The 12,794-nt window shown below is 73.9% G+C and carries 12 protein-coding genes and 1 riboswitch; of the genes, 4 read left to right on the top strand and 8 right to left on the bottom strand.

Annotated features, from left to right (window positions below; all coding sequences use genetic code 11):
* Positions 1-128: 128 nt before the first annotated feature.
* The 5 genes from ACFT5B_RS01000 to ACFT5B_RS00980 all read right to left on the bottom strand — a co-directional run bounded on the left by ACFT5B_RS01000 (position 129) and on the right by ACFT5B_RS00980 (position 6,875).
* Complete coding sequence (locus tag ACFT5B_RS01000) at positions 129-848, bottom strand: ThuA domain-containing protein (RefSeq protein ID WP_386796105.1); 720 nt, start codon at positions 846-848, stop codon at positions 129-131.
* A 2-nt stretch (positions 849-850) separates the two neighbouring features.
* Positions 851-1,228 carry a glycine cleavage system protein GcvH gene (gcvH, locus tag ACFT5B_RS00995; protein WP_386796104.1) on the bottom strand — a complete coding sequence of 126 codons (378 nt, stop codon included), beginning with the start codon at positions 1,226-1,228 and terminating at the stop codon, positions 851-853.
* Between the two features lie 71 nt (positions 1,229-1,299).
* Entirely contained in the window at positions 1,300-2,481 is a 1,182-nt protein-coding gene (gcvT, locus tag ACFT5B_RS00990) for a glycine cleavage system aminomethyltransferase GcvT (protein WP_386796103.1), read from the bottom strand.
* A 106-nt stretch (positions 2,482-2,587) separates the two neighbouring features.
* A complete protein-coding gene (gene gcvP / locus ACFT5B_RS00985; protein WP_386796102.1) occupies positions 2,588-5,527 on the bottom strand; it encodes an aminomethyl-transferring glycine dehydrogenase in 2,940 nt (979 codons plus the stop codon).
* A 192-nt stretch (positions 5,528-5,719) separates the two neighbouring features.
* Positions 5,720-5,829: riboswitch (glycine riboswitch) on the bottom strand.
* Positions 5,830-5,855: 26 nt separating this feature from the next.
* A complete protein-coding gene (locus tag ACFT5B_RS00980) occupies positions 5,856-6,875 on the bottom strand; it encodes an alpha/beta fold hydrolase (protein WP_386796101.1) in 1,020 nt (339 codons plus the stop codon).
* Between ACFT5B_RS00980 and ACFT5B_RS00975 the strand changes: the two genes are divergently transcribed.
* Both ACFT5B_RS00975 and ACFT5B_RS00970 read left to right on the top strand, forming a co-directional pair.
* Positions 6,874-7,380 (top strand): MarR family winged helix-turn-helix transcriptional regulator, encoded by a 507-nt coding sequence (locus ACFT5B_RS00975; RefSeq protein WP_386796100.1) that lies wholly within the window; start codon positions 6,874-6,876, stop codon positions 7,378-7,380. The two genes, ACFT5B_RS00980 and ACFT5B_RS00975, sit on opposite strands and share 2 nt — an antisense overlap.
* Before the next feature lie 85 nt (positions 7,381-7,465).
* The gene (locus ACFT5B_RS00970) at positions 7,466-7,831 is read left to right on the top strand and encodes a hypothetical protein (protein WP_386796099.1); all 366 of its coding nucleotides are present in this window, start codon (positions 7,466-7,468) and stop codon (positions 7,829-7,831) included.
* 14 nt (positions 7,832-7,845) lie between these two features.
* Here ACFT5B_RS00970 and ACFT5B_RS00965 read toward each other — a convergent pair whose 3' ends face one another.
* The gene (locus ACFT5B_RS00965; protein ID WP_386796098.1) at positions 7,846-9,051 is read right to left on the bottom strand and encodes a pyridoxal phosphate-dependent aminotransferase; all 1,206 of its coding nucleotides are present in this window, start codon (positions 9,049-9,051) and stop codon (positions 7,846-7,848) included.
* A 7-nt stretch (positions 9,052-9,058) separates the two neighbouring features.
* Positions 9,059-9,712, bottom strand: a complete 654-nt coding sequence (locus ACFT5B_RS00960) for a TetR/AcrR family transcriptional regulator (protein WP_386796097.1) — start codon at positions 9,710-9,712, stop codon at positions 9,059-9,061.
* 200 nt (positions 9,713-9,912) lie between these two features.
* On the opposite strand from ACFT5B_RS00960, the gene ACFT5B_RS00955 reads away from it, so the two are divergent.
* Positions 9,913-11,487, top strand: coding sequence for an MFS transporter (locus ACFT5B_RS00955; protein WP_386796096.1), 1,575 nt, complete (start codon positions 9,913-9,915; stop codon positions 11,485-11,487).
* Between the two features lie 265 nt (positions 11,488-11,752).
* Here the strand turns inward: ACFT5B_RS00955 and ACFT5B_RS00950 are convergent, their stop codons facing one another.
* Positions 11,753-12,313, bottom strand: coding sequence for a low molecular weight protein-tyrosine-phosphatase (locus ACFT5B_RS00950; RefSeq protein WP_386796095.1), 561 nt, complete (start codon positions 12,311-12,313; stop codon positions 11,753-11,755).
* 80 nt (positions 12,314-12,393) lie between these two features.
* On the opposite strand from ACFT5B_RS00950, the gene ACFT5B_RS00945 reads away from it, so the two are divergent.
* Positions 12,394-12,759, top strand: coding sequence for a nuclear transport factor 2 family protein (locus tag ACFT5B_RS00945; RefSeq protein ID WP_386796094.1), 366 nt, complete (start codon positions 12,394-12,396; stop codon positions 12,757-12,759).
* Positions 12,760-12,794: the final 35 nt, after the last annotated feature.

Here is a 12,794-nt window from a genome sequence, read left to right as displayed (position 1 = left end):
TTGACGCACACGGGAGCGGCGCCCCCCTCGGTCCTCGGGACCGGGGCGGGCGCCGTTTGCCCTGCCCGTCCCGCTGAGTGCGCACTTCTTGTGCGACACGCCCGGCGTGTCGCACAAAAGTCACGCACTCACGGGGAGGGGAGCTCCAGCAGCCAGAGCGCCTCGCGCTGCAGCAGCCGGCGTCGGACGGGCTCGCGGTAGGCACGCGCGTCGTGACCGAGCGCGTCGTAGACCGTGAGCCCGCCGTGCGCGTCGTACGTCCAGACCACGGGGTGGTCGACGCCGTCGTGGCGCTGCGTCACCAGGACGTGCACCTCGGGCGCGACGTCGAGGTAGGAGTAGCGCTCGTCGTCGGCGGTGAAGGTCGCGTCGGGGCCGGCGAGGCCGCGCGTCACCGGGTGCGCCGGGTCGCGGACGTCGAACAGCGCGCGCCCGCGCTCCGGGTGCATCGAGCGCCCGGGCACCCAGCTCCCGCCGAGCATCCCGTGCCAGACCTCCGCCCACGCCGGGCGGTCCTGGAAGGCGTTCGCCGCCTGGTGCAGCGCGAGCAGCCGCCCGCCCGACGACGCCCACGCACCCAGCGCCGCGAACGCGTCTTCCCAGGCGGCGTCGTCGCCGTCGGTCGCCGGGTCGAGCGAGGGGCGCGCCGCGCACGCGTTCACGACCACGAGGTCGAACCCGTCCAGGTCGCCGAACGCACCCGCGAACGTGCCCCGCACCTCCGCGTCCACCCCGACCTCGGCGAGCGCGGTCGCGACCTCGTGGGACGTGGCGGCCGTGTCGTGCCACGGGTCCTCGTACCGGCCGCGGCCGGCGAGCACGAGCGCCCGCCGGCCGGCCGTACGCACGGTCAGGCCCCGACCTGCGCCTGGTACTCCTCGGCCGTCAGCACCGGGCCGACCTCGGTCACGTCGACCTTGAGCAGCCAGCCCTCACCGAACGGGTCGGAGTTCACGAGCGACGGGTCCTCGACCGCGGCGTCGTTCACGGCCACGACCGTGCCGGTGACGGGCGAGTACAGCTCGGAGACCGACTTGGTCGACTCGATCTCGCCGATCACCGTGCCGGCCGCGATGTCGTCGCCGACCGCGGGAAGCTCGAGGTAGACGATGTCGCCCAGCGCTTCGGCCGCGGTGGACGTGATCCCGACGACGGCCGGGTCGGAGCCGTCGAGCCACTCGTGCTCGACGGTGTACTGGAGCTGGGCGGGAAAAGTCGCGTCGGCCATGGGGGTCCTTCCGGTGGTCGGCTCAGCGGGTCTGAGGTCGAGGGGTTCCTGGGGTGGGTGGCGCAGCGCCGTCAGGCCTTGTCAGGACGACGGTAGAACGGCAGCTCGACGACCTCTACCGGCTCCTCGCGCCCGCGGACGTCGACGGCGAGCTCGGTCCCCACCGCCGAGACCTCCGGCGTCACGTACGCCATGGCGATCGCGTGGCCCAGCGTGGGCGACGGCGCGCCGCTCGTCACCTTTCCCACGACGATCTGGGGCACGTGCCCGCGCACGACGACGTGGTCGCCCTCGCGTGCGGCCCGGCGTCCGGCGGCGCTCAGCCCGACGAGCACGCGGGCCGGCTCGCAGCCGCGCCGCGACGCCAGCGCCGCGCGGCCCACGAACTCGAGCACGGCGCCGTCGTCGGTGGTCTTGTCGAGACGCACCACGCGGCCGAGCCCGGCGTCGTAGGGCGTGGTCGTGAGGTCGAGCTCGTGGCCGTAGAGCGGCATGCCGGCCTCGAGGCGCAGCGAGTCACGGGCCGAGAGCCCGGCGGGGACGAGGCCGTCCTCCGCGCCGGTACCGAGCAGCGACCGCCACAGCGCGACCGCGTGGTCGGCCGGGACGAACAGCTCGAAGCCGTCCTCGCCCGTGTACCCGGTGCGGGCGACGAGCGCCTCGACACCCGCGACTGTCGCCGGGACGCTCGCGTAGTACCTCAGCGCGCGGACCTTGTCCGCGTCGCCGGCGGCGAGGCCGGTGACGATCTGCTCGGCGAGCGGGCCCTGGACCGCGACCAGCGCGGTCGCCTCGGACTCGTCCGTGACCTCCACGTCGAACGGCGCCGCGCGGCTGACGAGCTCGCGCGCCACGACCGGTGCGTTGGACGCGTTCGCCACGACCAGGAAGTCGTCGTCCGCGAGCCGGTAGACGACGAGGTCGTCGATCACCTCGCCGAACTCGTTCGTGATCATCGAGTAGCGCGCCCGGCCCGGCTGCACCTGGGACAGCCAGCCCACCAGTGCGACGTCGAGCGCGTTCCCCGCCTCGGGACCGCGCAGGCGGATCTCCCCCATGTGGGACAGGTCGAACAGGCCCGCCGCGGCGCGCACCGCCCGGTGCTCGGCGAGGTCGCTCGCGTACCGGAGAGGCATCAGCCAGCCGCCGAACTCGGTCAGCGTGGCGCCGAGCGCGACGTGCTCGTCGTGCAGCGGCGTGTGCCGGGGCGTGGCCGTGGTGGCGTCGTCGGGGGTCTCTACGGAGGTCGTCATCGGTCTCCCTCTCTCGTCATGTCGAGGCTAGTCGGTGGCTGTCCGCGAGGTACCCCGGTATCCGGGGTACTTCGCGAAGTACCCCGGATGCCGGGGTACTTCGCGGTCAGTCGGCGAAGGACTCGACCGGCGGGCACGCGCAGACGAGGTTCCGGTCCCCGTAGGCGCCGTCGATCCGGCGCACGGGCGGCCAGTACTTGGTCGCGGCTCGGGCGGCCGCGCGGCCGTCCTGCCCGACGACGGCCGCGGCCTCCTCGCGCGTGTACGCCTTGTCCCAGTCGCTCGCGAGCAGCGCGCCGGCCGTGTGGGGGGCGCCCCGCAGCGGCGACTCCTCGACGGGCCACCGGCCCTGCTCGACCGCGTCCACCTCGGCACGGATCGCGACCATCGCGTCGACGAACCGGTCGAGCTCCGCGAGGTCCTCCGACTCGGTCGGCTCGACCATGAGCGTCCCGGGCACCGGGAACGCGAGCGTCGGGGCGTGGAAGCCGTAGTCCATGAGCCGCTTGGCGACGTCCTCGGCCGTCACGCCGGTGCGCTTCGTGATGTCGCGCAGGTCGAGGATGCACTCGTGGGCGACGAGCCCGTCCGGGCCCGCGTAGAGCACCGGGAAGTGCTCGCGGAGCCGCGCGGCCAGGTAGTTCGCGCCGAGCACAGCGCCCTCGGTGGCCGCGGTCAGCCCGTCTGGCCCCATGAGCGCGACGTACGCGTACGAGATCGGCAGGATCCCCGCGGACCCGTATGGCGCCGCGGACACCGGGACACCGGCCGCGTCGTCGGCGTCGAGCGGGTTGCCCGGGAGGAACGGGACCAGGTGCTCGGCCACCGCGACCGGGCCCACGCCCGGGCCGCCGCCGCCGTGCGGGATGCAGAACGTCTTGTGCAGGTTGAGGTGCGAGACGTCACCGCCGAACCGCCCGGGCCGTGCCAGCCCGACGAGCGCGTTGAGGTTGGCCCCGTCGATGTACACCTGACCACCGGCGTCGTGTACGAGGGCGCAGACGTCGCGGACGTGGGCCTCGTAGACCCCGTGCGTCGACGGGTACGTGATCATGATCCCGGCGACCTGGGGACCGTGCTGGTCGAGCTTCGCCCGCAGGTCGTCGAGCTCGACCGACCCGTCCTCCGCCGTCGCCACCACGACGACGCGCAGGCCGGCCAGCGCCGCCGACGCCGCGTTGGTGCCGTGCGCCGACGCCGGGATGAGGACGACGTCGCGCCCCTCGTCGCCCCGCGACCGGTGGTACCCGCGGATCGCGAGCAGCCCCGCGAACTCGCCCTGCGACCCGGCGTTCGGCTGCACCGAGACCGCCGCGTACCCCGTGATCTCGGCGAGCCAGCCCTCGAGCGTCTCGACGAGCTCGCGGTAGCCCGTCGCCTGGTCGGCGGGGACGAACGGGTGCACGTCGGCGAACCCGGGCCAGGAGATCGGCTCCATCTCGACGGTCGCGTTGAGCTTCATGGTGCACGAGCCGAGCGGGATCATCGTCCGGTCGAGCGCGAGGTCCTTGTCGGACAGCGCCCGCAGGTACCGGAGCATCGACGTCTCCGAGCGGTGGGCGCTGAACACCGGGTGCGTCAGGTACTCGGTGGTGCGGAGCGCCCAGGCCGGGAGCGTGGCGTCCGCGGCGACGCCCGCCGGCTCCGAGCCGGTCAGCGCGATCAGGAGGGTCGCGATCGTCTCCGGCGTCGTCGTCTCGTCGCAGGACGCCTGGACGTGGTCGGCGTCCGGGGCGTACAGGTTGATCCCCGCCTCGCACGCGGTGTCGACGAGGGCGGCCGCCCTGCCCGGGACGTGCAGGCGGACCGTGTCGAAGAAGGTGTCGTGCACGACCGTCAGGCCGGCGGCGCGCGCCCCGGCCGCCAGTGCGGCGGCGCGGTCGTGCACGCGCTCGGCGATCGCCCGGAGACCGCGGGGGCCGTGGCAGACCGCGTACATCGACGCGACGATCGCGAGCAGCGCCTGCGCGGTGCAGATGTTCGACGTCGCCCGCTCGCGGCGGATGTGCTGCTCGCGCGTCTGGAGCGCGAGGCGGTAGGCGGGGGCGCCGTCGGCGTCGACCGACACCCCGACGAGCCGGCCGGGCAGCGACCGCTCGAGGCCCGAGCGGACCGCCATGAACGCGGCGTGCGGGCCGCCGTAGAACAGCGGGACGCCGAAGCGTTGCGCCGAGCCGACGGACACGTCCGCGCCGAGCTCGCCCGGCGAGACGAGCATCGTGAGGGCGAGCAGGTCGGCGGCCACCGTCACGAGGGCGCCGCGCTCCTTGGCCGCCGCGACGAGCGGGCGCAGGTCGCGGACGACGCCCGACGTGCCGCTCTGCTGCAGGACGACGCCGACGAGGTCGCCCTCGACCTCGGGCAGCCCGTCCGCGAGGTCCGCGACGACGACGTGCAGCCCTGCGGCGTCGGACCGGCCGCAGGTGACCGCGAGCGTCTGGGGGAACAGCTCGGCGTCGAGCACGACCGTGCCGCCTGCGGCGCCGCGCGCGCCCTTCGACCCGGTCTTGTGCGCGCGGAACATGAGCGCGACGGCCTCGGCGACGGCCGTGGCCTCGTCGAGCAGGCTCGCGTTCGCGATCGCGAGGCCCGTGAGGTCCTCGACGACGGTCTGGAAGTTGAGCAGCGCCTCGAGCCGGCCCTGCGAGATCTCCGCCTGGTACGGCGTGTACGACGTGTACCAGCCGGGCGACTCGAGGACGTTCCGGCGGATGACGGGCGGCGTCGTCGTGCCGTAGTAGCCGAGCCCGATCATCTGGGTCTTCACGACGTTCTTCGCGGCGATCCGGCGCAGGTCGGCCGTGACCTCGGTCTCGGTGCGCGCCGCGGGCAGGTCGAGCGGCGCGTGCTCGCGGATCGACGCCGGGATCGCGGCGTCGACGAGGGCGTCGAGCGAGGGCTGCCCGAGGACGGCGAGCATGCGGACGACGTCGCCGGCCGTGCCGTCGGCGGCTGCCTCGACGCCCGTGCGGACGCCGCGGGGACCGATGTGCCGGGTCGCGAAGTGGTCGCGGTCGAAGGCCGCGGGGATGTGCTGCTCGTTCACGGGGTGCTCCGGGCGGGCGTGGTCCGACGACGGCCGGACCGGTGGGCTGGGCCCTCCCCGCTCTGTCACCGGACGCGCAGCGTCCACCTGAGAGTTTTGCCGGTCCGCCGTTCGCGGGAGGGTCCCGCCCGGGGCGCGCCGACTTGCACCGTCGGTGGGTGCGCGCACGCGCGCACCGCTTTCCAGAGTTGCCTCGCCGTGCCGGTACGGGGGCCTGAGAGATTCCGGGGAGGACTTGCTCCTTCGGCGTCCGGCGCCCTCCGCCGAGGCGGACGACGCGCAGACTCTCCCGACACGGTTCGAGTGGCGTGAAGCTGAAGTTGTGGGCTCATCGTACCCGGGGGAAGGCCTCGTCCGGGGCGTCGAGATGCCCGCGGACGGCGTCGGCGACGGCCCGCGGGTTCTCGTCCAGGACGAAGTGGCCGCCGGGCACGGTCCACACCTGCACGACGTCGGCGCGCGACCGGGGCGGCGCCACGAGGGCGGGCGGGATGTACGCGTCGTGGTCGCCCGCGACCATCTGCGTGGGGACGTCGTACGCGCGCCGGCCGTCGCGCCGCAGAATCATGCGGGCGATGTCGTGCAGCACGAACGCGCTGTGCAGCCGGCGTCCCGCGTGCGCGACGTCCGGCCGCGCGGTCACGGCGGCGTAGGCGTCGACGAGGTCGTCCGTCCAGACGGCGCCGTCACGCGCGTCGCGGCTCAGGAACCACCGCACCGCTCCGCGCCGGCGTTGGACGGCCGAGCCGAGGCCCGGGACCTCGAACAACGCGGTGACCCACATGCGCCACAGGCGCGGGACGAGCCGGCGCTGCAGGGGCCACGGGTGGAGCTCGGAGACGGCGACGAGCCGGCGCACGCGCCCGGGCGCGTCGAGCGCGACGCGGAACGCGAGCCACGCGCCCCAGTCGTGCCCGGCGACGTCCACCGGCCCGTGGAGGCCGAGCGCGTCGAGGAGCGCGAGCGTGTCCGCCGCGCGCTGGGCCGTGGACCAGCCGTGGGAAGCGGGCTCGCTCCACCCGAAGCCGGGCAGGTCCGGCACGACGACGTGGCGGTCGCGTGCGAGGTCGCCCGCCACTCCGCGCCAGGCGTACCAGTGCTGGGGGAACCCGTGCAGGAGGAGGACCGGCGGCGCGTCGTCGGTCCCGGCCTCGGCGACGTGCACCGACGCCCCGCGGACATCGACCCAGCGGTGCCGGAACCCGGGCACCTCGGGGAGCGGGGGCCGGCCGGCGAGGCCGGCGGGGAGGGGCGGCACCGGCGACGACGCGGTGTCGGTGGTGGGCTGCGTGACCTCGGGCATGACGACCTCCGTGCGGGTGGACGCGTTCGATATAGTCAGGAGCATGACTATCGTGTCGAGTGAGGGCGAGACCGTCAAGGGCCTGACGAAACCGGTCGACCGGGCCGTACCCCCGGGCCACACCGCGCCCGGCGACCTCCCGCTCGGCGACCTCATGCGCACGGCCCAGCAGACGCTCGTGCGTGTGCTCGACCGTGCTCTCGCCCATGCCGGATATGACGACGTGAGCGCCGCGAACGTCTCGGTCCTCAACGCGGTCGACCCCGACGGCACCCGGCTCGCCACGCTCGTCGACCGCGTCGGGCGCACCAAGCAGGCGACGTCGGAGCTCGCGGGACACCTCGTCCGCCGCGGGTACCTCACGCTCGAGCCCGACCCCTCCGACGGCCGCGCCAAGCTCTACCGCACCACCCCTGCGGGCACGCGGCTCCTCGCGACCTGCGCGGACGTCGTCGGGGACTACGAGAACTGGCTCGACGACGCGCTCGGCGCCGCGGGGCTCGTACAGCTTCGTGGTGCGCTCACGGCGATCGTCGAGCACGGGGCCTGACCCGGGCGCCTCGCCACCGAACGAAGTTCGCGCGAGAATCGAGACGAGGGTCCCTCTCGATCCCCTGCACCCGGAGGAGGACGACATGACCACGACGCCCAGCGACGACTACGACACCTCGGGCCTGGTCTCGGGCCGCGACGGCTTCACCGGCGAGGACGACGGCGCCACCCCCGGCCCCGGTCCGCGCGGCGAAGACCTGCGCGAGACGGACGAGGAGACCGCGAAGCGCGCGGAGAACCTGCGCAACCACTCCGGTCGCACACCCGGGCCCGGCCCGGACGGCGCCGACCTCGGGGAGCCCGAGGAGGAGGTCGCGAAGGTCCGCAAGGAGCACATCGCGAGGCACGCCGCCGACCACGGCCACACCCCCGGGCCTGGACCCGAGCCGGGGCAGGAGCCGCACGAGCACCGCGAGCACCGGGACCACCGCCGACACCGCGAGCACTGAAGCGGCGGTCGGGCTCAGGCTCCGGAGACCAGCTCCCGCTGCCACGCCACGACCCGGTCGACGGCCGTGGCGACGGTCGACGGCGCCGCCGCGAAGCTGAGCCGCACCCAGCGGCGGCCGTGCACACCGTCGAAGTCGGTGCCGGGCGTCAGCGCGACGCCCGTCTCAGCGAGGAGCCGCTCGCAGTACGCCACGGAGTCGGCGGGCAGGCCGTCGTCCGGCGCGGCCGCCAGGTACCGGGACACGTCGCCGTACAGGTAGAACGCGCCGTCAGCGGGGGCGAGCGGGTCCCAGCCCAGCTCGCCGACGCGCTCGAGCAGGAGCGCGCGGGACGTCGCGTAGGTCGCGACGTTCGCGGCCGCCGCGTCGTACGCCGCCTCGGTGAACGCGGCGATCGCCGCGTGCTGCGCGAGCGCGGGCGGGCAGAGGGCGACGTTGCTGGCCAGTGCGTCGACCGGGCCGACGAGGTCGTCCGGCAGCACGAGCCAGCCGAGCCGCCAGCCCGTCATGGCCCAGTACTTGGAGAACGAGTTGACGACGATCGCGCCGTCGTCGAGGTGCGTGGCAGCGGTCGCCACCTCGGGGCCGCCGTAGGTGATGCCGTGGTAGATCTCGTCGGACACGAGCCGCACGCCGTGCGCGGCGCACCAGCGTGACAACGCTTCGAGCTCGGCGGCCTCGATCATCGTGCCGGTCGGGTTCGCCGGGCTCGCGACGACCAGCCCCGCGACCGGCGCCTCGGCGTGGAGCGCGTCGAGCTGCTCGACGGTCGGCTGGTAGCGCGTGGCGGGGCCGCAGTCGAGCTCGACGACGTCGCAGCCGAGCGCCGTGAGGATGTTGCGGTAGGCGGGGTACCCGGGCCGGGCGAGCACGACGCGGTCGCCCACGTCGAACGCCGCGACGAACGCGAGCAGGAACCCGCCCGAGCTCCCTGTGGTGACGGCGACCCGGCCGGGCGAGACGTCGACGTCGTACCAGCGGCGGTAGTGACCGGCGATCGCCTCGCGCAGCGCGGGGGCGCCGAGCGCCTCGGTGTACCCGAGGTCGCCCGACCGCAGGATCTCGATCGCCCGCTCCCGAACGGGTTCCGCCGCGCCCGACGACGGCTCGCCGGCGCACAGGTTGAGCACGGACTCGCCCGCCGCGCGTCGGGCGTTCGCGGCTGCCAGCACCTCCATGACGGCGAACGCGGGGACGTGCGAGCGCGCGGAGACCTTCACCTGGCGGTCAGACCGACGCGAGGTTCTCGGTGCGGGACGCCTCGACGGTCACGGGGGCGCCGTACCGGAGCCCGTCGAGGACGAGCGACAGGACACGCTTGGTCCGCTCGGGGTCCTGCGACGCGGCGGCCGCCATGCACATGCCCGAGACGCTGCGCAGGATGTCGAGCGGCTCGGCGTCGGAACGCGCCATCCCGGCCTTCTGCGCGGCGCCGAGCAGCAGCGAGGCGGCACCCTCGAGGCGCTCGTGGACGTCGGCGAAGACGGCCTCGGACTCGGGGCCCATGGCCTCGCGGAGCGCCGACGCCATGCCCTTCTTGCGGCTCACGTACCCGACGAAGCCGTCGACCCAGGTGGACAGGGCGTCGAACGGGTCGAGCTGCTCGAGCAGGCGCGGCGCGGCGGCGCAGACCTCGTCGACGCTGTGCCGGTAGACCTGCTCGACGAGACAGGCACGCGTGGGGAAGTGGCGGTACAGGGTGCCGACCCCGACCCCGGCGCGCCGGGCGATCTCCTCGAGGGAGCCCGACGTGCCGTGCTCACCGAAGACCTCGGTCGCGGCCTCGAGCAGCTTCTCGCGGTTGCGGGCAGCGTCGGCTCGCAGGGGGCGGCACGGCTGGTCCGGGCTAGCCGTCCGCTCGCCCGTCGCTTGCGTTCCCACGGTGACCTCCTTCGCGCGAACCGCACCGTTGCGGCCTCGTACGCCGTGACGATACTCGCCCGCTCCCGTGGGTGGGGAAACAGGCCGATCCGCACTCATCTCGAATTATCTCTTGCACAACCGGAGGAACCCTCCGTATAGTCCTAAGCGTCTACCGGAGGCTCCTTCCACTTTTCCATCCTACTTCGTGGAGGCCAGACGTGTCCTCACCCTCGACCACCCTCTCCCCGCAGGCTCCCGCAGCCGCGGGGCGCGGCCACTCCTCACCCCTGGTGCTGGCCGCGATCCTCACCACCCAGCTGATGATCGTGCTGGACGCGACGATCGTGAACGTCGCGCTCCCCGACATCCAGAAGGCCCTCGGCTTCTCGGCGACCAGCCTGTCGTGGGTCCTCAACGCCTATACCCTCGCGTTCGGGGGGCTCCTGCTCCTCGGCGCCCGGGCGGGCGACATCCTCGGCCGCCGCCGGACGCTCCTGTTCGGCATCGGCCTGTTCACGCTCGCGTCGCTCGCGGGCGGGTTCGCCCAGGGTCCCGGCGAGCTGCTGACCGCCCGCGCCGTTCAAGGGGTCGGCGCGGCCTTCGCAGCCCCGTCCGGCCTCGCGCTCCTCATGGCGCGCTTCCCCGAGGGCCGCGAGCGCGCCCGCGCGCTCGGCTACTACGCCGCGGTCTCGATCGGCGGCTCCGCGGTCGGCCTCATCGCCGGCGGCCTGCTCACCGAGTGGGTCTCGTGGCGCTGGGTGCTGTTCGTCAACGTGCCCATCGGCATCGGCCTGATCTTCCTGGCCCGGGCCGTGCTCCCCGAGACTCCGCGTCAGCGCGGGAAGTTCGACCTGATGGGCGCCGCGACGTCCACGCTCGGCATGAGCGCCCTCGTGTACGCGTTCATCCGGGCGGCGAGCGACGGGTGGAGCGACCCCGAGACGGTCCTCGCGTTCGTCCTCGGTGGCGTCCTGCTGCTGTCGTTCGTCCTCGTCGAGCTGCGGGCACCCGCACCCATCACGCCGCTGCGGCTCTTCGCCGACCGGACCCGCGCCGCCTCGTACGTCGGCCGGATCCTCCTCGTCGGCGGCATGTTCGGGATGTTCTTCTACCTGACGCTGTTCCTGCAGGACATCCTCGGCTACACGCCGATCGTCACCGGGCTCGCGTTCCTCCCGCTCACGGTGATGCTGTTCGCGTTCTCGCGGGTCAGCGCCGCGCTCGTCGTCCGGGTCGGGCCCAAGCCCCTCATGCTGATCGGCCTGAGCCTGTCGACGGTGGCGCTGCTCGTGCTGTCGCGCCTCGACGCGGACTCGTCGTACGTCGCGATCCTCGTCCCGCTCCTGCTGTTCGGCATGGGCAACGGGCTGGCGTTCGTGCCGCTCACGGCGATCGCCCTGCAGGGCGTCGACCCGAAGGACGCCGGTGCGGCGTCCGGCCTGGTCAACGTCATGCAGCAGGTCGGCGGGTCGCTCGGCCTCGCCGTGCTCGTCACGGTCGCCACGACCGCGACGCAGCACGCCGCACCCGAGGGTTCCGACGCTGCCGCGATCGCGCAGCACGCGTTCGTCGTGGGCGCGGACCGCGCGTTCCTGACGTCCGCGATCCTGCTCGCCGCGACCGTGCTCCTGCTCGGCGTCGCGGTGCGCTCCGCCCGCGCGCCGCAGGCCGCTCCCGCCACGGCCGGCCAGGTCGTGGACGCGGACGGCCCGCGGATCCAGGCTCCCGAGGACGCCGCGGCGCTCTTCGAGGAGGAGATGGCCGAGGCGGTCGGCCGTCCCGTGGAGGCCTGACGCTGCCACCTGAAGCGCAGCCACCACACCGAACGGGCCGCGTGGCCGGAGTGATCCGGTCACGCGGCCCGTTCGTCGTCCTCGGGGGCTCAGGTCTCGTCGACGATCGTGAACCAGCACTGCCCGGTCTTCTCGCTCTTCTTGACGGTGAACTTCACGACGGCCTCCGTCGGTCCTGCTCGCGAGGCGGCCGGGCGACCGTCCGGGGCACGTCACCCCGTCACCAGCAGTGTTGCCCGGAGCCGCCTGCCCCGCGCGTCAGGCGTCACCCCACCCGACGACGCAGCTCACCCTCGACGTACGCCACGACACCGTCGGCACCCGCCTCGAGCTGGGCGAGGCACGCCTCGAAGTCCTCGCGGTCGCCGTACCAGGGGTCGTCGATGTCGAGGCGGTACCCGTCGGGGCTGTCCACGTCGACGTCCGGCGCGGAGGGGTCGAACGTCCGGTAGAGCCGGACGACGAGCCCGTCCCCGCCGGTCGTGCCGTGCTCGAGCCGGCGCACCGCGTGCGCATGCAGGACGGTCATCGGCAGCACCAGGTCGCGGGCGGCGAGGTCGGACGCCCGGACCTGGCGCGCACGGTGCGGGCCGGCCGGGCCCGCGAGCGCCGCGAGGTCGTACCCGTGAGCCTCGAGGACGGCGACCGCACGCCGGTCCATGGGCCTGCCCTGCTCCTCGTCGCTGACGCCGGTCGAGTCGACGAGCACCTGGTCGCGCAGCCCGGCCGCGTCGAACCGGTCGCGGAGCACCACCTCGGCCATCGGGGACCTGCAGATGTTTCCGGTGCAGACGGTCATGACGCGGTACGGGTCGCGGGGAGCCATGGGCCCATCCTGCCAAGCGAGCCGGCGCACGCCGGGGAGCACGGACCGCGCCGCGGCCGGCACGTGGCTACGGTCGGGTGATGGACGCTGACGAGCTGTGGTCCCTGGAGCACGCAGGTTGGGCCTCGCTGTGCGAGGGCACCGGCGCGCGCTTCTACGGCGATCTCATGACGGCGGGCGCGGTCATGGTGCTCGCGCACGGCTTCGTGCTCGACCGTGACGCGGTCGTCGCGTCGCTCGACGAGGCACCGCCCTGGCGCGAGTACCGGATCAGCGACGAGCGCGTCGTCGGGATGGGGCCGGACGTGGTGGCTCTCGTCTACGCGGCCCACGCGTCGCGGGAGGACACCGTGTTCGACGCGCTCATGTCGAGCGTGTACGTGCGCGGCGACGGCCGATGGCGCCTCGCGCTGTATCAGCAGACGCCCCTGACGACGGGTCGATGATCGGCGTCGCCCGTCGTCGTGCGCGCTCGCCGTAG

This window comes from Luteimicrobium sp. NPDC057192, from assembly GCF_042670205.1.
Taxonomy (GTDB): Bacteria; Actinomycetota; Actinomycetes; order Actinomycetales; family Cellulomonadaceae; genus Luteimicrobium.
The sequence above is the reverse complement of the archived record's forward strand: the minus strand, read 5'-3'. Positions and strand labels throughout refer to the sequence as shown.